General features: G+C 74.1%; 18 protein-coding genes and 1 tRNA gene. 11 read left to right on the top strand and 8 right to left on the bottom strand.

What is annotated here, in order from left to right; all coding sequences use genetic code 11:
• Window positions 1-108 precede the first annotated feature (108 nt).
• From D7231_RS29310 to D7231_RS29300, 3 genes are all read left to right on the top strand, one after another.
• On the top strand, window positions 109-975 hold the full coding sequence (locus D7231_RS29310; RefSeq protein WP_120758631.1) for a helix-turn-helix domain-containing protein: 867 nt from the start codon (window positions 109-111) through the stop codon (window positions 973-975).
• 3 nt (window positions 976-978) lie between these two features.
• Complete coding sequence (locus D7231_RS29305) at window positions 979-1,236, top strand: DUF397 domain-containing protein (RefSeq protein ID WP_058042627.1); 258 nt, start codon at window positions 979-981, stop codon at window positions 1,234-1,236.
• A gap of 89 nt (window positions 1,237-1,325) precedes the next feature.
• Window positions 1,326-2,183: an SAM-dependent methyltransferase gene (locus D7231_RS29300; RefSeq protein ID WP_241999984.1), complete on the top strand. Its 858-nt coding sequence runs from the start codon at window positions 1,326-1,328 to the stop codon at window positions 2,181-2,183.
• A gap of 144 nt (window positions 2,184-2,327) precedes the next feature.
• Here the strand turns inward: D7231_RS29300 and D7231_RS29295 are convergent, their stop codons facing one another.
• Entirely contained in the window at window positions 2,328-2,903 is a 576-nt protein-coding gene (locus D7231_RS29295) for a carboxymuconolactone decarboxylase family protein (protein ID WP_120758629.1), read from the bottom strand.
• Between the two features lie 147 nt (window positions 2,904-3,050).
• Between D7231_RS29295 and D7231_RS29290 the strand changes: the two genes are divergently transcribed.
• Complete coding sequence (locus D7231_RS29290; RefSeq protein ID WP_120758628.1) at window positions 3,051-3,743, top strand: alpha-ketoglutarate-dependent dioxygenase AlkB family protein; 693 nt, start codon at window positions 3,051-3,053, stop codon at window positions 3,741-3,743.
• Between the two features lie 226 nt (window positions 3,744-3,969).
• Window positions 3,970-5,151: an MBL fold metallo-hydrolase gene (locus tag D7231_RS29285; RefSeq protein ID WP_120758627.1), complete on the top strand. Its 1,182-nt coding sequence runs from the start codon at window positions 3,970-3,972 to the stop codon at window positions 5,149-5,151.
• 90 nt (window positions 5,152-5,241) lie between these two features.
• Here the strand turns inward: D7231_RS29285 and D7231_RS29280 are convergent, their stop codons facing one another.
• Window positions 5,242-8,457 (bottom strand): amidohydrolase family protein, encoded by a 3,216-nt coding sequence (locus D7231_RS29280; protein ID WP_241999983.1) that lies wholly within the window; start codon window positions 8,455-8,457, stop codon window positions 5,242-5,244.
• A gap of 249 nt (window positions 8,458-8,706) precedes the next feature.
• Between D7231_RS29280 and D7231_RS29275 the strand changes: the two genes are divergently transcribed.
• Window positions 8,707-8,783: transfer RNA gene (locus D7231_RS29275), tRNA-Pro, on the top strand.
• A 104-nt stretch (window positions 8,784-8,887) separates the two neighbouring features.
• On the opposite strand, the gene D7231_RS29270 is transcribed toward D7231_RS29275, so the two are convergent.
• Both D7231_RS29270 and D7231_RS29265 read right to left on the bottom strand, forming a co-directional pair.
• A complete protein-coding gene (locus D7231_RS29270; protein ID WP_241999982.1) occupies window positions 8,888-9,598 on the bottom strand; it encodes a DUF6585 family protein in 711 nt (236 codons plus the stop codon).
• Window positions 9,595-10,665, bottom strand: a complete 1,071-nt coding sequence (locus D7231_RS29265; protein WP_120758625.1) for a BTAD domain-containing putative transcriptional regulator — start codon at window positions 10,663-10,665, stop codon at window positions 9,595-9,597. Before D7231_RS29265 ends, D7231_RS29270 begins: the two co-directional genes overlap by 4 nt.
• A gap of 163 nt (window positions 10,666-10,828) precedes the next feature.
• Here D7231_RS29265 and D7231_RS29260 point away from each other — a divergent pair, with 163 nt between their 5' ends.
• Window positions 10,829-13,255, top strand: a complete 2,427-nt coding sequence (locus tag D7231_RS29260) for an NACHT domain-containing protein (RefSeq protein WP_120758624.1) — start codon at window positions 10,829-10,831, stop codon at window positions 13,253-13,255.
• A gap of 25 nt (window positions 13,256-13,280) precedes the next feature.
• Here D7231_RS29260 and D7231_RS29255 read toward each other — a convergent pair whose 3' ends face one another.
• Genes D7231_RS29255 through D7231_RS29245 form a run of 3 tightly spaced genes read right to left on the bottom strand, consistent with a single transcriptional unit; the run spans window position 13,281 to window position 15,645 of the window.
• Window positions 13,281-14,516 (bottom strand): beta-ketoacyl-[acyl-carrier-protein] synthase family protein, encoded by a 1,236-nt coding sequence (locus tag D7231_RS29255; RefSeq protein WP_120758623.1) that lies wholly within the window; start codon window positions 14,514-14,516, stop codon window positions 13,281-13,283.
• Window positions 14,513-14,782 carry an acyl carrier protein gene (locus D7231_RS29250; protein ID WP_120758622.1) on the bottom strand — a complete coding sequence of 90 codons (270 nt, stop codon included), beginning with the start codon at window positions 14,780-14,782 and terminating at the stop codon, window positions 14,513-14,515. Before D7231_RS29250 ends, D7231_RS29255 begins: the two co-directional genes overlap by 4 nt.
• Before the next feature lie 23 nt (window positions 14,783-14,805).
• Complete coding sequence (locus D7231_RS29245; RefSeq protein WP_120758621.1) at window positions 14,806-15,645, bottom strand: class I SAM-dependent methyltransferase; 840 nt, start codon at window positions 15,643-15,645, stop codon at window positions 14,806-14,808.
• A gap of 234 nt (window positions 15,646-15,879) precedes the next feature.
• Between D7231_RS29245 and D7231_RS29240 the strand changes: the two genes are divergently transcribed.
• The 4 genes from D7231_RS29240 to D7231_RS29225 all read left to right on the top strand — a co-directional run bounded on the left by D7231_RS29240 (window position 15,880) and on the right by D7231_RS29225 (window position 20,880).
• Window positions 15,880-17,223 (top strand): condensation domain-containing protein, encoded by a 1,344-nt coding sequence (locus D7231_RS29240; RefSeq protein ID WP_158673830.1) that lies wholly within the window; start codon window positions 15,880-15,882, stop codon window positions 17,221-17,223.
• Between the two features lie 100 nt (window positions 17,224-17,323).
• The gene (locus D7231_RS29235) at window positions 17,324-18,709 is read left to right on the top strand and encodes a condensation domain-containing protein (RefSeq protein ID WP_228773992.1); all 1,386 of its coding nucleotides are present in this window, start codon (window positions 17,324-17,326) and stop codon (window positions 18,707-18,709) included.
• Window positions 18,706-19,956, top strand: a complete 1,251-nt coding sequence (locus D7231_RS29230) for a glycosyltransferase (RefSeq protein ID WP_199739485.1) — start codon at window positions 18,706-18,708, stop codon at window positions 19,954-19,956. The genes D7231_RS29235 and D7231_RS29230 overlap by 4 nt, the downstream gene beginning before the upstream one ends.
• A 33-nt stretch (window positions 19,957-19,989) precedes the next feature.
• The gene (locus tag D7231_RS29225; protein ID WP_120758618.1) at window positions 19,990-20,880 is read left to right on the top strand and encodes an LLM class F420-dependent oxidoreductase; all 891 of its coding nucleotides are present in this window, start codon (window positions 19,990-19,992) and stop codon (window positions 20,878-20,880) included.
• A gap of 36 nt (window positions 20,881-20,916) precedes the next feature.
• On the opposite strand, the gene D7231_RS29220 is transcribed toward D7231_RS29225, so the two are convergent.
• Window positions 20,917-21,888 (bottom strand): quinone oxidoreductase family protein, encoded by a 972-nt coding sequence (locus D7231_RS29220; protein WP_120758617.1) that lies wholly within the window; start codon window positions 21,886-21,888, stop codon window positions 20,917-20,919.
• Window positions 21,889-21,898: the final 10 nt, after the last annotated feature.

The following is a 21,898-nucleotide window of genomic DNA, read 5'->3' as shown; positions in this document are numbered from 1 at the left end:
CAAATTACAGAATCGTCAGAGCAGTCTGTTGGCTCCGGGGGCGCGCGTGACAGACTGCGGGCATATGACACGCATCTGACAGCGGGTCGGCATGGAGGGGGAGGAACAGTGGCCGAAGTGCGTCCGGCGGGCGCCCCGACCGTTCTGCGGGTCGTCCTCGGCAAACGGCTGCACGACCTGCGGGAGAAGGCCGGCCTCAGCTACGAGGAGGCGGGCCGTGCCCTCGACGTCACGCACGCCACGGTCCGCAGGATGGAGAAGGCCGAAGTCGGCCTGAAGCTCCCCTACGTGGAGAAGCTGCTGCGCGTCTACGGCGTCACCGACGCCGCCGAGGTCGAGGGCTTCCTCGACCTCGCGCGCGAGGCGAACCGCCCCGGCTGGTGGCACCGCTTCCGGGACGTCCTGCCCGAGTGGTTCAGCGCGTTCGTCAGCCTGGAGGGCGAAGCCAACCTCATCCGGGCCTACGAACCGCACTACGTCCCGGGGCTGCTCCAGACCGAGCGCTACGCACGCGCCGTGCTCCGCGCCGGCATGCCGCACGCCCCCGAGGCCGACATCGAGCGCGCGGTCGCGGTCCGCCGGGAACGGCAGTCGCTGCTCACCCGCGAGGGCGCGCCGCTGCTGTGGGTGGTGATGGACGAGACCGTGCTCCGCAGGCCCATCGGCGGGCCGGACATCATGCGCGAGCAGGTCTCCCGGCTCGCCGAGGCCACCACCCTGCCCAACGTGCGGTTGCAGATCATGCCGTTCGCCGCCGGGCCGCACCCGGCGATGTACGGACCGTTCCACATCTTCCGGTTCCCGCTCCCGGAGCTCCCGGACATCGCGTACGCCGAAAACCTCGTCGGCGCTTCGTACTTCGACCAGCGCGAGGACGTCTCGGCCTTCCTGGAAGCGCTGGACCGCATGTGCGCGCAGGCCGCACCGGCACAGACCACCGAGGCAGTCCTGGGTGGGATTCGTAAGGAGATCTGAACCATGGATCGCATCTACAACGGCATGCCCGCCACCGACCTCGGCACCGAGGGGTGGAGCAAGCCGTGGAGCGGCGGCAACGGAGGCTCGTGCGTCGAGGCGCTGCGGCTCGGCGACGGCCGGATCGCCCTGCGCCAGTCCACCGACCCCGGGGGCCCCGCCCTGATCTACACGCGTCACGAGATGGAGAGCTTCATCAACGGCGCCAAGGCGGGTGCGGCGGACTTCCTGCTCGCCGGCTCCGGCGCCGCCTGCGAGTAAGACCGCTGACACCGCGCACGCACGTGCGCGCACCGCGCCACCACGGCATGACAGCACGGCCATGACAGCACAGGCATGACGCCACGGGCATGACATTGGGATCGGAGCACCGCATGAACCAGCAGGGCTTCGCGGCCGAGGACATCGACACCAGCCGGCCGCACCCGGCCCGGATGTACGACTACTACCTCGGCGGCTGGGACAACTACGAGGTCGACCGGCAGGCCGCCGAGCACGTCATCCGGGCGCACCCGCAGGTGCGGCTCTCCGCCCGGGCCAACCGGGCCTTCCTCCAGCGGGCCGTGCGGGAGGTCGTCCGCGGCGGCGTCCGGCAGATCATCGACGTCGGCACGGGCATCCCCACCTCGCCCAACACCCACGAGGTGGCACGGGAGATCGCCCCGGACGTCCGGGTGGCCTACGTCGACAACGACCCCATCGTCGCCACGCACGCGGGCGCGAAGCTCACCGGAACCGGGCGGGCGGGCTTCGTCCTCGGCGACGTGCGCGACCCGGAGGCGATCCTCGCCCGCCCCGAGGTGCGCGAGCTGATCGACTTCGGCGAGCCGGTGGCCCTGCTCCTCGTCGCCGTCCTCCACTTCGTCACCGACGAGGAGGACCCGGCGGGCATCGTCGCGGCCTTCGCGGACGCCCTTCCCGCCGGCAGCCACCTCGTGCTCTCGCACGCCACGGCCGAACCGTACGAGGGCTACGCCGGCGGCTACACCGACGTGAAGGCCCGCGACAGCGTCGTCGGCACGTACAAGAACGCCACCGCCGGCCTCAACCTGCGCGACCGGTCCGCCGTCGAGCCGCTCTTCGGCGCCTTCGAACTCCTGGACCCGGGCGTGGTCCGCGTCCCGCTCTGGCGGCCGGACGGACCGGTCCCGGGCCCCGAGGAGCTCAACGACACGATCTTCTACGGGGGAGTGGGACGCAAGGGATAGGGCCCGTACGCGTCGTTCCTGCGGCTGCGCATTCCGCCGGACTCCCGCCGTTGTGGTGCGGCGCCGTTGCGGCGGGCATTTTCTTCCGCCGCAACGGCGAGGTACCACGGACGTGGCGGGTCGGCAGGCCGGCGGCACGAGGCTCTAACGGGCCGCCCGGTCCGCCCGGGCGCCGGCCGGTACGTCGCAGGTGTCCTTGAAGCCCTGGCTGTGCAGGCCCAGCGCCGCGTTGGTGCGCGAGCGGAGGTTCTCCACCGCGACCATCGAGGTCAGCTCGACGAACGCCGCGTCGCCCAGGCGCTGCCGCAGCCGCTCCGCCAGCTCGTCCCCGACGGCCGGCGGGGTGACCGTCATCGCCTCGGCGTACTCCAGTACGTCCCGCTCCAGCGGCGTGTACACGTCGCTCTCCCGCCACACCGGCACGTCGCGCAGCTTCTCGTGCGCGATGCCGTGCCCGCGGCTGAGCCAGTAGCCGAAGTCCGTGCACCACGAGCAGCCGATGACCGTCGCCGACGCCAGCTCGGCCAGCGCCTTCAGCTGCGGGTCGAGCTTCTTCCACCGGCCCACCGACAGCTCGAAGCGGGACGTCGTGATCAGCACGCGCCGGTGGTGGGAGAGAGCCATCAGCGGCTCCAGCACCTTCCCGTAGGTGCGCTTGCTGTACCACTCCACGATCCGGATGAGCGGGGTGCGGTCCGGGGTGAGAGAGATCCTGGCCATGGCTGGTTCCTCCGTCGCAGTCGTTGCGCTTCCGCCCGTACGACGGATCCGGCCGGCGGATGTGTGACATCGCGGCGCACCGCCACCATGTGATGGTCGTCACACCCGATGATCGATGCCTGGAGCGCCCCCGCCTACCCTGGGGGCATGGACGACGAGCTCTTCCCCCGGCCCCGGGCCGAGATCGCGCCCGGAGCGGTCCACGTCCCCGGCTGGCTGGACCTCGCCGCCCAGCAGCGCCTGCTCGCTGCCTGCCGCACCTGGGCCCGGCCGCCCGCCGGGCTGCGGACCGTGCGCATGCCGAGCGGCGGGCAGATGTCCGTCCGCATGGTCTGCCTCGGCTGGCACTGGTACCCGTACGGCTACGCCCGCACGGTCGTGGACGGAGACGGCGCGCCGGTCAAGCCGTTCCCCGCTCAGCTGGAGCGGATGGCCGCGCAGGCCCTCACCGACGCGTACGGCGACGATCCCCCGGAGACCGCCCCCGCACCCGCCCCGTACGACATCGCTCTGATCAACTTCTACGACGGCGGCGCGTCGATGGGCATGCACCGGGACGGCGACGAGCGGTCCACGGCCCCCGTCGTCTCCCTCAGCCTCGGCGACAGCTGCGTCTTCCGCTTCGGCAACACCCGCAACCGCAACCGCCCCTGGACCGACGTCGAGCTGCGCAGCGGTGACCTCTTCGTCTTCGGCGGACCCTCGCGCCCGGCCTTCCACGGCGTGCCCCGCACCCACCCCGGCACCGGACCCGCCGCGCTCGGGCTCACCGGCCGGCTGAACATCACCCTCCGGGTCAGCGGACTGAGTGCCCCGCAAACGGAGGGGAAGACCCCGTAAAAAATCACGTGCGGGTGGGGGCACGACCCTGCACAGTGGGTCCCCGGCAGTGCGCCGGCCGCGCGTCCGGGCTCATATCACGGGGGTGAGCCCGGGCGGCGGCAGCCGGAGAGTTCACCGGCGCTCCCCGAAACAGCCGCCCGCCCGTCGGCCGGGGGCCGCCCGGCCGCCCGCCGGGCCGGGGCAGATAATGGCGTGACCTGGCCGCTTTCGCCCTGGAGGTGCCGTGACCGGCTTCCGCCTCACCAGCTCACCGCTCGACGCCCTGCGCCCGGCCGCGTTCGGCGCGGACCCGTCCGGGGAGCGGATGGCACGCATCCGGCGGTCGCCGCACTTCGCCGACGGCGTGTTCACCAACCCCGCCGGCACCGAGCGCACGCCCTCCCGCGCCATGCTGAAGTTCCTGCCCACGTACTTCCGTGCGGAGGAGCGCGCCCGCCGGGCGCCCGCCGGCTCCGTGCCGGTCCACCCCACCACCGTGGCCGACCTGGCCGTGCCCGCCGCGTCCGGCCTGCGGCTGACCTGGATGGGGCACTCCAGCGTGCTCGCCGAGATCGACGGGGCCCGGGTGCTCTTCGACCCGGTCTGGTCCGAGCGCTGCTCGCCCTTCGCCTTCGCCGGCCCGAAGCGGCTGCACCCGGTGCCCGTGCCGCTGCGCGAGACCGGGCCCCTCGACGCCGTGGTCATCTCCCACGACCACTACGACCACCTGGACATGCCGACCGTCCGCGCCCTCGCCCGCAACACCGGCGCGCACTTCGTCGTACCGCTCGGCGTCGGCGCCCACCTGGAGCACTGGGGCGTGCCCGAGGACCGGATCACCGAGCTCGACTGGCACGAGCAGGCCCGCGTCGCCGGCCTCACCTTCACCGCCACCCCCGCCCGCCACTTCTGCGGCCGCGCGCTGCGCAACACCCAGCACACCCTCTGGTCCTCCTGGGTCGTGGCCGGCCCCGCGCACCGCGTCTTCCACAGCGGCGACACCGGCTACTTCCCCGGCTTCAAGGACATCGGCGCCCAGTACGGGCCGTTCGACGCCACGATGGTGCAGATCGGTGCGTACTCCGAGTTCTGGCCCGACATCCACATGACGCCCGAGGAGGGCATGCAGGCCCACGCCGATCTGCAAGGCGACGCCGCGCACGGCGTCATGCTGCCCATCCACTGGGGCACGTTCAATCTCGCGCCGCACCCCTGGGAGGAGCCGGCCGAGGGCTCCGTCGCGGCGGCCCGGAGCCACGGCGCGCGCGTCGCGACGCCGCGGCCGGGGCAGCCCTTCGAGCCGGCGGACGGCGACGGCCTCCCGGTGGATCCGTGGTGGCGGGCGGTGGCCGCCCGGCCGGCGACGGATGCGGCCGAGCGGCCCGCAGAGCCCGAGGCGAGGCCGAAGGTGTCCCTACGGGCCTGAGCCCGGTCCGGCACCGCCGGATGCGTTTGCCGGTGGTTGCGCGCCGTTGCGGCGGAGAAACAGCCTCCGAGCGCCCGGCGCGCCCCACCGTCACCCCCCGTGGGGTTCCATGTCGCAGCAGGAGTCCCGGCGGAGCTGGCGGCTCACGGCTAGCCACGCCTCCGCGGCCCGCACCCCGTGCGGCGCCGGAGGCGCGCCCGCCGTGCCCGCCGCCTCGTACGCGTCGACCAGGCCCGCCTGATCGAACCGCACCCCGCCCCGCAGCACCGAAACCGTCCGCACCAGCGCGTCGAAGTCCGTGAACGGATCGCCGTCCACCACCGTCACGTCCGCGAGCTTGCCGGGCTCCAGCGTGCCCAGGTCCCGGTCCGCGCCGAAGACCCGTGCGGGCAGCACCGTCGCGGTCCGCAGCGCCTGTGCCGGGGTCAGCCCGTACCGGTGGAGCGCGCGCAGCCCCAGGTGCAGGGAGAGGCCCACGGGCACCAGGGGAGCGTCGGTCCCCAGCGCGACGAGGCCGCCGCCCGCGAGCACCCGGCGGTAGACGCCGGCCTCGCGCTCCAGGGTCGCCAGCTGGTCGGCGGTCGGCGGCGCGGCCGCGGTGCGGCGGACGACCTCCACGTCCCACGGCGGCATCATCCGCGTCACCCGCGGGTCCCGGGCCAGCGCCGGCGCCTCGCCGAGCAGCGGCACGGACGTGAACATCGTGGCGACGAGGTGGAAGCCCCCGCGGGTGTAGATCTCCTCCACGTCCTGGTACGCGCGCCCCGACGCGGTCGTCGCGTGGCCGAACTCCAGCCGCTGTGTGGCCTGGAGATGGGTGGTCAGGTCCTGGCCGAGCTGGACGCCGGGCGACAGGAGGTGGCTGCCGGAGCGGACCCCGAGCCGGTCGTGCGCGAAGCGGGCCGCCTCCTCCATCAGCCAGCCGGGCGCGCGGACGTAGGTCTTCACGAAGTCCCAGTCGAGGGCCTCGGCGCGGGAGAGCGACCGGCGCAGCCCCTCGCGGGTGCGGTGCGCGCGGCCCATGCTGTACGCGACGCGCGCGCCGTCGAGCAGCTCCCCGGTGGCCAGCAGCCGCGGCCCGGCGAGCTCGCCCGCGGCCACGGCCTCGCGGATGCGGGCCTGCTCGTGGGCGCCGCCGCCGAACGAGACCGCGGTGGTGATCCCGTACGCCAGCTGGAGCGCGGTCTGCCGGCCGCCGTAGGTGTTCTGGTACGGGTGGGTGTGGGTGTCCCAGAGCCCGGGGACGACCGTGCCGGACGACGCGTCGACGCTGCGGGCGGCCGCACGCCGCGCCCGGTGCGGCTCGACGGCGGCGATCCGGCCGTCGCGGATCACCAGGTCGACGTCCTCGCGCACCGTGTCGCCCGTGCCGTCCCAGAGGCGGCCGGCGTGCACGACCGTGTCGGCGGGCACCGGGCGCCGGTAGTCGAGGGGGACGCGGACGGTGCGGGCGGCGCCGCCGCCGTGGACGTCCAGCAGCCGCAGGCGGCCCGCGGAGAGGTAGAGGAGCGTGCGGGAGTCCGCCGCCCAGGAGGGATCTTCGGCGGCCTCGTCCGTCAGCCGGCGGGGCTCGCCGTCCGGGGTGCCGTCGGGCCGCACGGGCAGCAGCCACAGCGCGGACTCGGCGATCACCGCCATGTGCCGCCCGTCGGGCGACCAGACGGGCCCGGAGCCGTAGCGGTCGCTGAGCGAGACGTGCGGGGCGAGCGCGTGCAGCCGGGCGGCGCCGCCGGCCGTGTCGATCACGCGGATGAGGTTGTAGCCCTCGCGGAACCGCTGGTTCAGCCGGTTGCGGTCGCACAGGGCGACGTAGCGGCCGTCCGGCGACCAGCTCGGCCGGCCCGGCAGCCCGCCGCCGCCCAGGGCGGCCGCCAGGACCCGGTCCTCGTCGGCGGCGAGGTCGCGCACGACGAGGTTCCCGGCCAGGTCGAGGGCGGCCAGTCTCCTGCCGTCGGGTGACAGGACGGGGTACGCGCGGCCGCCCTCGGCCAGCACGGTGTCCGCGCCGGACGCGAGGTCGTGCCGGCGCGCGGCGAGCAGGCCGCCGCTGTCGCCCGCGTACACCAGGGAGCGCCCGTCGGGGCTCCAGACCGGCCCGAAGGGGTAGCGGGCGGGGTCGGCCTTGACGACCCGGCGCGGCGGGCGGCCGCCCGCCACGTCGGCGACCCACAGCGCGTTGAGCGCGCCGAACGCGACGCGGCGGCCGTCGGGCGAGAGGGCGGGGAAGTGCAGCGAGCGCACGGCGTGCACGCCGCCGGCGTCGAAGTCGTACCGCTTGGTGCGGTAGCGCGGCCGGGGAACCGTGAGCCGCCCGGCGAAGGGGACGGCCTCGGCGTCGCGCGGCGCCTGCGGGCGGAGGACCCGGAACGCTCCGCTGACGGTCAGCAGCAGCTCGCCGGAGGCCGTCCAGCGCGGCGGCACGGGCTCGACGTCGCCGTCGACGGCCACGGGCGCGCCGTCCACGACGAGCGTGCAGCCGGCCCCCGGGGCGGGCGTCGTGCGGAGATAGGCGAGGCGGCCGTCCGGGGCGACCGCCGGCGTCATGATCTGCCCGGCCGCGGCCTCGGTGTGCTCGGTCCGCACCGGCCCGTGCCCGTCGGCGGGCACGGACGCGACCGTACGGGCGTCCAGCGCGCTCCCGGCGAGGCGCCCGCGGACGAACAGCAGCCGGGCGCCGTCCGGCGACCACACCGGGTCGAAGTCCTCCCACGCGCCGTCCTGGAGCGGCCCCTCCTGCCCGCTCACCCCGGTGACCCGCGTGAGCGCGCCCGTCCGCACGTCCACCACCCACACCCGGTACGGGCTCCCGGCCACGGGGTCGCCGCCGCGCTCGGAGGCGAAGGCGATCCGTGTGCCGTCGGGCGACCAGGCGGGCCCGCGGTCGTCCCACGGCCCGTCCGTGACCTGCCGCAGCCCGCTGCCGTCGGGCCGCAGCGTCCAGATGTGGAAGCCGCCGCCCCGGTACGCGCAGACGGCGAGCTGCCGGCCGTCGGGCGAGTGCACGGGCCGGGTCGGCTCGAGATCGGCCGGGGTGATCGCCACGGCCTCCCCGCCCTTGCGGGGCACGGACCACAGCACGTTCTGCACCTCGGCGACCAGCCGGTCCCCGGCGGGCGCGAGGCTGGCCGCCCCGTTGGTGGCGGCCGTGAACGACAGCGCCCCGGAAGGCGCGGAAGCCGCCGCGGCCACGGCCCCGGGCAGCGCCCCCACGACCCCGGCCGCCGCCGCGGTACCGGCCGCGGCTTGCAGGAACCTGCGCCGGGAGAGGGCGGAAGAGGGAGTCTCCGGGGCGTCCGAGGTTGCCAACTGTCCTCCTGGGGCGGGGGAGTTGCGCGCGTCGCGAGCGACGTCCGAAGGCCCGATGGTCCCACGGGGGCCGGGAGGGCGGTCAATACCGCGTGAGAGAGGAGAGGGTCGGTATATATCGAATAAGTGACCCAAACGAGACATTCAGGGATGATCGTCCCGTTGAAAGGCGTGCGCGATCACCCTCTGAAGTGCGGTATTGTTCTCGTGCGCGGTCGGCAAGGGCGAGAGCCCGGGCCGGACAAGCACCGGGACGTGGCGCAGTTTGGTAGCGCACTTGACTGGGGGTCAAGGGGTCGTGGGTTCAAATCCCGCCGTCCCGACCAGCGATTTTCGCAGGTCGGAGGCCGTTCTCGCATGATGCGGGGGCGGCCTTTCTGATGTTGTGTCGGCAAACGGCACGGCCTGGCCCGCCCCGGGCCGCCGAAGGTCAGCGCGCGCCGTCCGGACCGAGGCGCTCGACGAGCGCGCGGAGGACGAAGGCGTTCGGGATCCCGGACGCCCCGGAGCCCGGCCCGTGCCACGTCCCGCCGATGCCGAGTTCGACGGCCCCCTCCCGGGTCCGCCTGTGCCGGACCTGCGGCCACGGCGCCCACTTTTCTCCGCACCCGGCCTTCTCCCTGGTGAGCCAGATGTCGCCGAAGGCCAGGCGCTCGCCCTTGTCGAGCGCAGCCAGGGCCCGGGGCAGTTGGGCGCGGGTGACGCCCCGCTCGATCTCGGACCACCATTCCGCCGCGCCGCCGTGCTCCGGCCCGCCGCGCAGCACGACCCGCTCCCCGTCGGCACCGGTGAGCGTGCAGGTGGTGCCGGCACGGGCCGGGTCGTCCGTGGTGCTCGTCCGGAACACGGAGGTGGTGTCGTAGCGGACGACGTGGATCCGCCCCTTGACCGCGACTGTCATTCCGTACGCGTACAGGTCCAGTCGCGCGTCATCGCGTACGTGCGCCGCGGAAGGCCCGCCGGACCGGAGGAAGCTCAGCAGACTGCGGATCCCCCGGGCCCCGGGAGACTTCGCGGGTGCCGTGTGCGCGGCGCCCGCGTAGGTGGCGAGCCGCTTGCCGAGGTGCTCGCGGCCGGCCGCCGCTGAGATCCTCGCCAGCAGGAGCTCCTCGTTGTGCGGGTGCTGTGCCGGTCCGGTCACTGCGCGGTTCCGGCGCGGCCGAGGCGGGCGTCGTCCCCGCGCAGGATCATCTGATGCGTCCGCCGCAGCACCGGGCCCGGGTCGACTCCCAGTTCTTCGGCCAGCCGGCGGCGGGTGCGGTCGAACACGGTCAGGGCGTCGGCCTGCCGGCCGCTGAGGTAGAGCGCGCGCATCAGCATCGCGGCGGCCGGTTCGTTCAGGGGCTGCGCCGCGGTCAAGGCCGACAGCTCGGCGATCGGTTCGGCGTGCCGGCCCAGCCGCATCTGCCAGTCCAGCTTCCGCTGCACGAGGACGACCCTGCGCTCGGTGAGCCGCAGCCGCTCCAGCTCGGCGAGCGGCCCGGGCAGACCGGCCAGGGGCTCGCCGCGGAACAGGTCCAGTGCCTGGGAGCAGATCCGGACCGCCTCGGCCAGGTCGCCCGCCCGCTCGGCGGCGCCGGCCGCGCCGGCCAGTTCCTCCATGCGCGCCACGTCCACGGTGACCGCGCCGGGGAGCAGCCGGTAGCCGTGCCGGTCGCTCTCGATCGCCGGGTCCGGGCTGCCTTCCGCGTGCAGGATCTTGCGCAGCCGGTAGATGTACACCGGTATCACGTTCGTGTTCGGCGGCTCCTCCCCCCAGACGCTGTCGAGGAGTTCCTGCTGGCTGACCGTCCGGCCCGGGCACAGGGCCAGCGTTGTCAGGACGGCTTGCCGGCGCAGGTGCCCCAGGTCCAGGGGGCGTCCGTCGCGCCATGCCCGCAGCGGTCCGAGCATCGAGATCTGTAAGCGCGGTCCGGACACGCGGCGGGCGGCGGGGGGCGGCACCGGGCTCGTCACCTGACCGCGGGGGCCGCGGCCGGGGGTGACCACGCCGCAGTCGAAGGCGTGGACGATGGCGGCGGCCCGGTCGCGCAGCCCGAGCCTGGCGAGGATCCGCGCGAGGTGCCCGGCCACGGCGTCCTCGGGGATGCCGAGGCAGGCGGCGATCTCGTCGTCTCTCAGACCGCAGCCGACCGCTTGGAGCACCCGGCACTCCTGGTGTCCGAGCGGGGTGGCGGGCGGCTGGATGGTGGCTCCTGTCGTCGGCATCGTGACTCCCCGTTCTCCTGTCTGGTGGGTCTGGCGGACGCCGCCGACGCTGGCCCCGGCGCCGGACAACAGACAGGCCAAAAGACCGGCCGTATGCGGCCGGTGGCCGCGCTAGAGTCCCTCAGCTGGGGAAACACCACATCCGAAGGGGAGGCCGTGACCTGTGGCCAGTGAGTTCAGCACGCTGTTACGGCGGTTGCGGCACGACGCGGGAATGACTCAGGAGACCCTGGCGGAGCGTGCCCGGGTGGGCGTGCGCACCATCCGCGGGCTGGAGACCGGAGAGCGCGCCGACCCCAGGGTGACCACGGTGCGGCTGCTGGCCGATGCCCTCGGGCTGGGGCCTGTGGAGCGCGAGGAGCTGCTGGCGGCCGCCGTCCGCCGGACCGGGGACGGGGCCCGGCCCGACGACTCGGCCGCCCGCGACGAGACAGCCGTCCGCGACGGCCCGGTCGGTCCCGGCGGCCTGGTCGAGACCGGCCGCTCGGCCAGCCCCGCCGGACCGGCCACCGGGCAGCCGGCTTCGGCCCTGCGCGAGACCCTGGCCGACGTCGCCGAGCAACTCGCCCACGCGGTGGCCGCCCGCTGGCAGCGCGAGGAGGAGCAGCGGCAGGTGCACGATCCCTATCCGCTGCCGGTGCGCTGGCAGCCGGTTCCCGAAGAACTGACCGACCACTGGGCCAACATCCGCCGTCTGCCCGCCGGCGGCGAGCACGGCCCGCTGGACCTCAGCGGGCAGCTCGACGCGATCGTGGGCGTGTACCGGCGGGTCCCGTCCGGGCGGCTGGTGGTGCTGGGCCGTCCCGGTTCCGGGAAGACGATCCTCACCATGCGGTTCGTCCTGGACTACCTGACGTCGAGGGCCCGCACCGAGGCCGTGCCGGTGATCTTCAGCATCGGCGGATGGGATCCCACCGCCATCACGTTCCGGGACTGGCTGACCGTGCAACTGACCCGCGACCATCCCGGTCTTGCCGCTCCGGCGCCCGGCGGGCTGAGCCTGGCCGCCGCACTGGTCGAGACCGGCCGGGTGCTCCCCGTGCTGGACGGCTTCGACGAGATCGCCGGCGGACTGCACCGGCCCGCGCTGGAGGCGCTCAACGCCACCACGCTTCCCCTGCTGCTGACGAGCCGCCCGGCGGAGTACGCCGCCGCGGTGGCGGAGACCGACGTGCTCACGTCCGCCGCCGCGGTGGAGCTGGCCGACCTCACCCTGAGCGACCTGGCCGACTACCTGCCGCGCGCCACGCGCAAGGCACGCGGCGGGGACCCGATGACCACCGCCTGGGACCCCGTGCTGAAGGAGCTGAGCGGGCAGCCGCGCAGCCGGGCCGGTGCCGGCCTCGCCGCGGTGCTCTCCACCCCGCTGATGGTCACGCTCGCCCGGGCCGTCTACAGCGACACCCCCGGCCGCGACCCGGCCGCACTTCTGGACACCCGGCGGTTCGCCGGCCCCGAGGAGCTGGAGGACCACCTCCTCGACAAATTCACCGCCTCCGCCTACCGGCACCGGCCGGGGCACCGCCCGGCCGGCGGTTCGCGCCGCGGCTTCGACCCGGAACGCGCCCAGTACTGGCTCGGCTACCTCGCCCACCACCTGACCCGGCTCGACACCCCCGACCTGGAGTGGTGGCGGTTCGGTTCGGGACTGCCCCGGTTCACCCGCACGCTGGTGACCGCGCTGATGATCTTCCTGAGCATGGGGCTCGTCCACGTCGTCGTCGGCGCCTTCTTCGACTCCCTCGGATTCCTGCTCGCGGAGGGGCTGGTGGTGGCGGCCGTCTCCGGGGTCATGTTCGGGATCGTGTACTGGTTCATGGTCGCGGCCAAGGACGTGGCGGTGCAGCCGTCCAACATGGGCATGAAGATCTTCGACGGGGCGAGGGGGACGGCCTGGCGGGGAACCGCCGCCCGCTGCCTGATCGGGCTGCTGCTCGGGCTCTTCCTCGGCTTCGGCTACGGCTTCCTGCAGGCAGGGATCGTCGCCGTCCTCCACCTCGTCGGCCTCGCCGCCACCCTGCGCGTCAGTCTCGCCAACGGCGCGTTCTTCGGGATCGTGTTCGCGCTGGCAGCCGGCCCTGTCTTCGGGCTCGTGGCCCTTCTCGAAACCCCTCTCGACATCCGGTCCGCCGTCAGTCCTGCCGGCCTGCTGCGCACGAACCGCAGGACGATCACCGCCCAGTTCATCGTCTGGTCACCCCTCTTCGGTCTCCTGGTCGGCTACGCGGCCGGGGCGATGGTCCGGCCCCTGTCGCCGTTCCTGGGGCCGCTCGTATGGAACGTTCCGTCCTCGATCAAGCTCGGCCTCATCAGCGGGATCGGCGGCGGCCTCGGTTACGGATTCAGCCTGAGCGCCTGGGGCCAGTGGGCGGTCTTCGCCCGGATCTGGCTGCCGCTGACCGGGCGGCTGCCCTGGAATGTCGCCGCCTTCCTCCAGGACGCCTACCAGCGGGGCGTGCTCCGCCAGGCCGGCGCGGTCTACCAGTTCCGCCACGCCCGCCTGCAAGCCCACCTCGCCCGTACCTACCGGGCGTCCAGGGCCCGCGGCCGGCAGCCGGCCGGGCCCGGCGGAGCGGCGCCCGCGCGATGACCGTGGTGTTCGGCGCCCCGGCCGCTCACGCGGCGCCGAACACCACCGCCGAGTTGTGGCCGCCGAAGCCGAAGTTCTGCTTGACGCAGACGTTGATCGCGGCGGGCCGGCCCACGAGCGGCGTGTAGTCCAAGTCGCAGTCGGGGTCGGGGTTGTCCAGGTTCGCGGTGGGCGGCACGTACTTCTCGCGGATGGCGAGCAGCGCGCCGACGCTCTCCAGCACTCCGCTCGCGCCGCAGGCGTGGCCGATGACCGACTTGGGCGCCGTGATCGCCAGGTGCCGGGCATGGGAGCCGAACGCGAGCTTGACGGCCGCGGTTTCGGCCCGGTCGTTCAGCGGTGTCGAGGTGCCGTGCGCGCTGACCAGGTCGACGGCGTCGGTGCCGAGGCCGGCGTCGGCGCAGGCCATGCGGATCGTCCTGGCCGCTATCGCGCCGTCCGCCCGGGGAGCCAGGGGGTGGTGGGCGTCGCAGCCGGACGCGGCGCCGAGCACCTCGCCGTACACTTCCGCGCCGCGGCGCAGCGCGGACCGCTCGGACTCCAGCACGAGCACGGCGGCGCCTTCGGCCGGCACCATGCCGTCGCGGTCGCGGTCGAACGGCCGGGACGCGGCCGCCGCCTCCGCCGCCGGCCGCCGGGAGAGCGCGTCCACCAAGGCGAAGGACGCCAGGGCCGGCACGTCCAGCCAGCTCTCCACGCCGCCGACGAGGACCACGTCGGCCGTGCCGTCGCGCACCGCGCGCATCCCGGCCCCGATGGCGTCCGTCGAGGCCGCGCAGGCGGTCGAGAGGGTGATGACCGGTCCGGTGACGTCCAGTTCCTGGGCGACGAGCCCGGCGGCCTGGTTGGGCAGCAGGCGGAGCAGGCCGAGCCGGTTCATCTGCTGCCACCCGCTCCGGCGCAGCGTGGTGACGAGTCGCGCCGTTTCGTCGAGCCCGCCGCCGCCGGTGCCGGCGTACACCGCCCCCGGCGCCGTGCGCAGCTCCGCGTCCGCCCGTGCCTTCATCGCCGCGGCGAAGAACAGCTGCTGGAAGCGCGAGGTGCGGCGGGTCTGCTGGACGGACATGTGCTCCCGGGGGTCGAACCCCCGGACCACGCCCCCCACCTGGCACGGCAGCGGCTGCTCCAGTTCCAGCGCCGAGATCGCGGGGCGCCCTGCGGACAGGGCGTCCCACAGCTCCTGCGGTGTGCCGCCCGCGCACGACTCGATGCCGATGCCGGTCACGAGGACGCGGTCGCGCGCCGGCGCTCCGGACGTCACAACGCCGCCGACATCGCGTCGACCACATCTCCGACCGTGCGGAGGTCGACGATTCTGATGCTGGTGTCCCCCAGTTGAATCCCGAATTCCTCTTCCAGGACGGCGATCAGTTCGAGCGCCTCCATGGAGTCGAGTCCCAGCATCGGCCGGCCGGGGTCAGCGGCGTAGAATATGGCCGAGTCGCGGGTGATTTCCGCCCGGGATTCGGCCAGGTCCGGCCGGATGTTGATGATGGCCTGAGTGACGGCGTCCAGTACGTCGGTCATGAGGAATTCCTTTCCCGGTGTTTCTACGGCTTGGTCGCGGAGAAGTAGACGCAGCGCCGCGTGATCGTGAACGGGGCGCGCTCGTATTGCTGTTCCAGCGCCTCGGCGAGCAGTTCCGCGGCGGTGTGCCGGTCGATGCCGGGCAGGGCCGCGGTGGCGAACATCGGGGTCGAGCACAGTGCGGCGAGAAAGGACCGGCCGAGGGTGATCACCCGCTCGGTGGTGACCACGCCGGTGAAGCCGGCCGCGGCCAGGGCGGCCTGGTAGTCCGCGGCGCTCCTGCGCAGCCCCGCGGGGCGGCCGGCGGCCGACCGGGCCGGCGGGAGTCCGCGCTTGCGGGCGAGGCGGCGGGCCGTGCCGACCAGCTCGGCGTACACCGGCAGGTCGGCCGCGCTCTCCGCGCCCGAGTAGAAGGCCGAGTTGCACACCAGGCGCCCGCCACCTGCGAGAACCTGCCCGATCGCACCGAGCGCCTCGCCGAGGTCCGGGACGAGATGAATGCAGTTGGCCAGGACGACGGTGTCGAAGGCGTCCGGCGGGAACAGCCGGGAGACGGAGGCCGCGTCGCCCACGGCGGAACGGATCCGGTCGCCCAGGCGGGCCCGTGCCGCGTCGAGCAGGGCCGGGTCGGGGTCGACAGCGGTCAGGGACATGGCCGGGTCGCGCAGCAGCAGCTGCTCGCTGACGGCGCCGTCTCCGCACCCCAGGTCGAGGACGGCCGGCCCGGAACCGACCGGAACCAGGTCGAGCAGCGCGCGGTTCAACTCGGCGTATTCCGGGTCGCGGCGCAGTGCGGCGTAGTCCGTGGACGGTTCCGCACCGCCCGCGGCCGGTAATGATCCGGTGTCTGCTGATGAATTCATGAATTCCCCCTCCGCCGGCCGGTCAAGAGGTCGGCTCAGCACGGAACGAATTGACGGTGGCGGACGCTACCAGTGCATTCCATGGGCAACAAGAGGGTTCTCTTTCATCCTTGTTTCATCGTTGTCGGATAGCTTCAGCGGCCGCACAGAGGTGTCATAAGGAGAGCAACGTGATGGTGATTCGGAGCCGGCGTCGCACTGTGTCGGGCCGGTGAAATTTTGGAGTTCACAGAATTGGGAGACAGCGCGGTGCCCGCCGGCCGGCTGGTGTTCTGGACACCGTCCGCCCCGGCATCGGCCTGGGCGGACGACCCGCGGGCGCCCGCACTCGTCCACGAGCACCATGTGCGTGCCGCGGCGGCGCGGGGGCCGCGGCACGTGGATCCGGCGTGGGTCGGGGTGTCGTTCGGCGTGGGGCGTGCCGGCCCGGACCGGGTGGCTTCCGCGTTCTCGGCCTGGCTGCGCGGATACGAGCACCTGCGCAGCAAGCTGGTGCCGGCCCCGGACCGCTGCGTGCGCCGCACGCTCCCGGCGAGCGCGGTCACGCTGCGACGGCAGGACGTCGGTGTCTTCGCCGACGGCGCATCGGTCCGGCGGCAGATCGAGGCCTTCTTCGACCGCAGCGTCAGCCCCCTGGGCTGGCCGCAGGTGGCCTTCGCGACGGTCGAGGACGCGGCCGGAGTGACGGTGTTCGCAGGGGCGGACCACGGCGTCGTGGACGGCTACACGCTCGCCATGATCCCGGGGCAGATCCGCGGCCGCCTGGCGGGCCGCGCCGAGGACGTGCCCGGTCCGACGTTCCTGGACTTCGGGGCCGAGGAACGGAGCCTGGCCCACCGGCTGCCGGCGGGGCCCGAGCGCGCGGACCACTGGCGGACCCTGCTCCGCGGAGCGCACGGTCAGACCCCCGCCTTCCCGCTGCCGCTCGGCGCCGCCGAGGCGCCGCACACGCAGTGCAGCACCTACCGCCGGCTGCTCGACGGGCCGGCGGCCGCCAGGTTCGCCGACGCGTCACGCGCGGGCGGAGGCACCACCGCCGCGGGGCTGCTCGCCTGCCTCGCGCTCGCCGCGGCGGAGGTCGCGGGTGAGCGGCACCTGTCCGTGGTGAACCTGGCCAACACCCGGCCCGACCGGTGGCGAACGGCGCCGGGCTGGTTCGTCGGCCTGCACCCGGTGCGGATCCCGGCGGCGGCCGGGGCCGGCTTCGCCGACACCATCGCCTTCGCCGCCGCCGAACTGCGCAGGCACAGACCGGGGCCGGGCAGTTCGCTGCCCCACATCAGCCGGATGCTGCGCAGGGAGATCCACCCCAGGTTCGTCGTGTCCTATCTCGACGTACGCCGCGTGCCGGGCGCCCCGCCCCAGCAGGAAGACGTGATGCTGCGCAGCCGGATCCACGGCCCGGCCGAGGTGTACGTGTGGCTGACCAGGAGCGACCGCGGCGTGCACCTGTCGGCACGCTTCCCCGACACGGCTGTTGCCCGCGCGAACGTCGGCCGCTTCGTCGTGGCCGCCGCGCACGCCGCCGCCCGCGTCGCGGACGGTCACCGTGCCGACGCCGTTCCCATGCCCGCCTAACCGGACGTTCCCAGGACCGGACGTTTCCCAGGACCGGACTTCCCAGGAACCGACACTCCCAGGACCGTACGTCCTTCGGAGGAGGAGACTCACCGTGCGCATGACCCAGATCCTCGACTGGCGACCCGAGCCGGGCGAAGTGGTCGAGTTCGAACCGGCCGCCGACCGGGAGCCCGTACGGCACGACGTGCCCGCGTCGTTCTTCCAGCGGGCCCACTTGCAGTCGTCGGCCGCCAACCGCGCCGCCGGCCGGCGGCAGTCGCCCTGGGTGGCCTTGGCCTTCGAGCTCGAAGGCCGGGCCGATCTCGACGCGCTCACCGACGCGTGGCAAGGGCTCGCGCGAAGACACGAGGCGTTCCACACCTGGTACGAGCCGGACAGCGAGGACCTGCCCGGGTTCCGCCTGCCGCCCGATTCCCTCACGGTGCGTCCGGTGCGCGTGGGCGAGTTCACGAGCGCGGACGACCTGCGCGCCCACCTGCACCGGCGGATCGACGAGCGGACCACGGCGAGCCGGCTGGGATTCCTCGCCGGAGTGGTCCGCCGGGACACGACGTCCACGGTGTACTTCGCGATCGACCACTCCTATACCGACGCGCACTCCCTGGCGCTGCTGTTCCACGAGATCCGCGCCCGGTACCGGGCGGCCCGCGGCAACACCTCGGTCCACCTGGCGCCGGTACCCGGCTACCTGGACCACAACCGCCGCGAGCGGGAACGCTCCGCATCGCTGACGGCGGCCGCGCCGGAGCTCGCCGCCTGGTCGGAGTTCCTGGCCACGGGGGACGGCGGCTTCCCCGGCTTCCCCGTCGCGCTGGGCAACGAAACCGGCGAACTGCTGCCCGGCACGCGCCTCCAGTACCCGGTGCTCACCAGTGCACAGGCACGCGCGTTCCGCGCCTATTGCGCCGAGCAGGGCGGCGGGTTCGGCGCGGGCGCCTTCGCCGCGCTGGCCCTCGCACAGTGGGAGTTCACCGGCAACGACGTCTACCGCGTGCTCACCGCCGTGTCGACCAGGGCCTACCCCCGGCTGCTCCACGTCCACGGCTGGCTGGTCAACCTCGCGCCGCTGCTGTTCCGCCTGCCCGCCTCCCCGACCTTCGCCGGGGCGATCACCGCCGCACAGCAAGGCTTCCAGACCGCCCGTGCGGCGTACGACGTGCCGTTGCACCGGGCGCTCGAACTGCTCCTGGAAGAGGGCAGTATCTCGGCCATTCCGGCCATCCCGCCCATGGCGTCCTATCTGGACGGGCGGGCCGCACCGGGTTCCCGTGACTACCTCCACGCGGACGCGACGATCCTGACCGGCCCCGACAACGCCAGCGGCGTGTCGATGTGGTTCAACTGGCTCCCCGACCGGGCCGACCTGGTGGTCAGCATGCCGGACACTCCGGAGGCAGCGGCGGGCGTGCCGAAGTACCTCGACCGGGTGCGGGAGATCATGCTCACCGCGTCGAGCCGTCACCAACGAGGCGCGGACCGATGAGAGTGGCGCTGCTGACCGCCGGCTCGCGCGGTGACGCGGCTCCCTACACCGGGCTGGGGCACGCTCTGGAGCGGGCCGGGCACCGGGTCACCCTGGTCACCCACGCCCGCTTCGCGCCCCTCGCCGAGAACGCGGGCATCGGCTTCCACCCGCTGCCGGTGGACCCGCGGGCCGAACTGGACACGGCGCGAGGGCGCGCGCTGCGGGGGAGCGCCACCGACGCCGAGCAGCGGGCCCGGGCCTTCCTGCTCGCCCGGCAGGGCGCGCGACAGATGGCGGACGGCCTGCTGGCGGCCGCGCAGGAAGCCGACGTCCTGCTCGTGTCGAGCTCCCTGCAACTGCTCGGGCACACCCTCGCCGAGGGGCTCGGCCTGCCCGGCATGGGCGTCTACCTCCAGCCCCTCCACGTCACCGGCGAGTTCGCCCCGAGCGTCCTGAGCACCCGCTCCTGGGGCCCGGCCGGCAACCGGATCGCCGCGCGGGCCGTGAACTCCGTCGTGGACGCCGTCTACTCCGGCACCGCCCGCACCCTGCGGGCCCGCCTCGGCCTGCCGCCCAGCAGCACCCGAGCGGCCCGCCGCGCCCGCGAACGGCAGCGCTGGCCCGTCCGGCACGGCTTCAGCCCGCTCGTCGTCCCCCGCCCCCGCGACTGGCGCCCGGAGCTGACCGTCGACGGCTACTGGTGGCAGCACGACCCGCCCGGCACCGGACTGCCCCGGCACGTCAGGGACTTCCTGGACTCCGGCCCGCCACCGGTCTTCGTCGGACTGGGCAGCATCCCCGTGCGCGACCCGGCTCGGGTGGGCGCAACGGTGGTACGGGCCCTGCGCGCGGCCGGGCTGCGCGGAGTGGTCCAGCGCGGCTGGAGCGGACTGGAGGCCGACGGCGACGACATGCTCACCGTCGGCGAACTCCCGCACGCCGCGCTCTTCCCGGAGACCGCCGCCGTGGTGCACCACGGCGGAGCGGGCACCACGGCGGCCGCCTTGCGCGCGGGAGTGCCCGCCGTACCGCTCCCCCTCCAGCTCGACACCGGCTTCTGGGCCGGCCGCCTCACCGCCCTGGGCGTCGCGCCCCCGGCCGTACCGCTGCGCCGCCTCACCGCGGACGCCCTGGCCGCCGCCCTGCTGCGCGTCACCACCGACCCGTCCTACCGGGAGCGGGCCCGCGCCTTGGGCGCCCGCATCCGCGCGGAGGACGGGACGGCCCCGGTCGTCGCCGCAGTGAACCGGCTGGCCGGCACGTGACCCCCGAACGCCCGTCGTCTCCGAGGAGAGAGCATGACCCGGCCATTCCGTTTTGGCGTCAACCTGATGACCCCCTCCGATGGAGGCGAGTGGCGCAAGAAGTGCCGCAGGGCCGAGGAGCTCGGCTATGACGTCATCCTGGTCCCCGACCACCTCGGCATGCCCGCGCCCTTCCCTGCGATCGTCGCCGCGGCCGAGGCGACCGAGCGGCCACGGCTCGGCACGTTCGTGCTCAACGCCGGGTTCTGGAACCCCACGCTGCTCGCCCGTGAGGTGGCCGCGACCGACGCGCTCACCGGCGGCCGCCTGGAGCTGGGCCTCGGCAGCGGCTACGTGAAGGCCGAACACGACGCGGCCGGCCTGCCGTTCGGGACGCCCGGCGAGCGCGTGTCCCACCTTCAGCGCACCGTCGGCGAACTGGACCGCCTCTTCGCCCTCCCCGGCCACCGGCCGCAGCCGCTGCAACGGCCCCGCCCGCCCTATCTGATCGGCGGCAACGGCGACCGCATGCTGAAGCTGATCGCCGCGCACGCGGACATCGCGGCCTTCACCGGCGCCCGCACCGAGCCCGACGCCCCGAGCGGCATCCCTACCGTGCTCACCGCCGCACAACTGGAGGAGCGCGTCGCCGCGTACCGGCGGTTCGCGGCCGGCCGCGCCGAGCCCGCCGAGCTGAACCTCCTGGTCCAGATGGTCGTGCCCACCGACGACCGCAGGGCCGTGATCCGCTCCTCCCTCAAGCTCATCCCGCACCTCACCGAGGACGAGGCCTTGGAGCTCCCGATCCTCCTCGTCGGCACGACCGCGCAGATGGCCGGGCAACTGCGCGAGCAGCGGGAGCGGTACGGCTTCTCGTACATCACGGTCCTGGAGCCGGGCATGGAGGCCTTCGCCCCGGTCATCGGGGAACTGCACGGCAGCTGAGGGGGCTTGCCCGTTCCACGGCCGGGCCGGCGCCCCTTACGGCTGGAGCAGGAGCTTGCCCGTCGTCCGGCGCTGCTGGAGGTCGTGGTGGGCCCGTGCCGCGTCCTCCAGTGCGTAGCGTCCACTGACGGAGACGTCGATCTCTCCGTCGCGCAGCCAGGCGAACAGCTCCGCCGAGCGTGCGAGGAGCTCGGCCGGGTCGGTCGCGTGGTCGTTGAGCGTGGGGCGGGTGAGGAAGAGAGAGCCGTGGGAGGCGAGCGAACGAGGGTCGACGGCGGGAACGGGACCCGAGGCCTCGCCGAAGAGGACGAACGTGCCGCGCGGGCGCAGGGACTGAAGGCCCGCCTCGAAGGTGTCGCGGCCCACGCCGTCGTAGACGACGTCGACGCCGCGGCCGCCGGTCAGGTCGCGGACCCGCGCGGCGATGTCGGTGCCGCCGGCGGTCACCAGGGTCTGCCAGGGGCCGAGCGGCCGGACGGCTTCGGCCTTCGCCTGCGTGGAGACGGTGGCGACGACCTTGACGCCGCGGCGGGTGAGCAGCCGGGTCAGCAGGCGGCCGACGCCTCCGGCGGCCGCGTGGACCAGGGCGGTCCCGCCTTCGTCCAGGGGGTGGGTGGAGGTGGTGAGGTAGTGGGCGGTCAGGCCCTGGAGCAGCAGGGCCGCCGCGTCCTCGTCCGTGATGTCCGCCGGCAGGGGGACGGCCGCCCGCGCGGGCACCACGACCTGCTCGGCGTAGCTGCCGGGGGCCGCGCACCAGGCGATGCGGTCGCCCGGCGCGAGGGAGGTCACGCCCTCGCCGACGGCCGTCACCGTGCCCGCGCCCTCGGACCCGGGGGTGAAGGGCGGGGTCGGCTTCGCGCGGCCTTCGCGCTCGTAGACGTCCTTGAAGTTGACGCCGATGGCCGAGGGACGGGCCACCACCTCGCCGGGCCCGGGCACCGGATCGGGCAGTTCGGCGACGGTGAGGACCTCGGGGCCTCCGTACCGGGTGACGACGACAGCGCGCATGATTCCTTCC

Origin of the sequence: Streptomyces klenkii, from assembly GCF_003626645.1 — a bacterium.
In the GTDB taxonomy this organism is placed as follows: Bacteria; Actinomycetota; Actinomycetes; order Streptomycetales; family Streptomycetaceae; genus Streptomyces; species Streptomyces klenkii.
The sequence above is the reverse complement of the archived record's forward strand: the minus strand, read 5'-3'. Positions and strand labels throughout refer to the sequence as shown.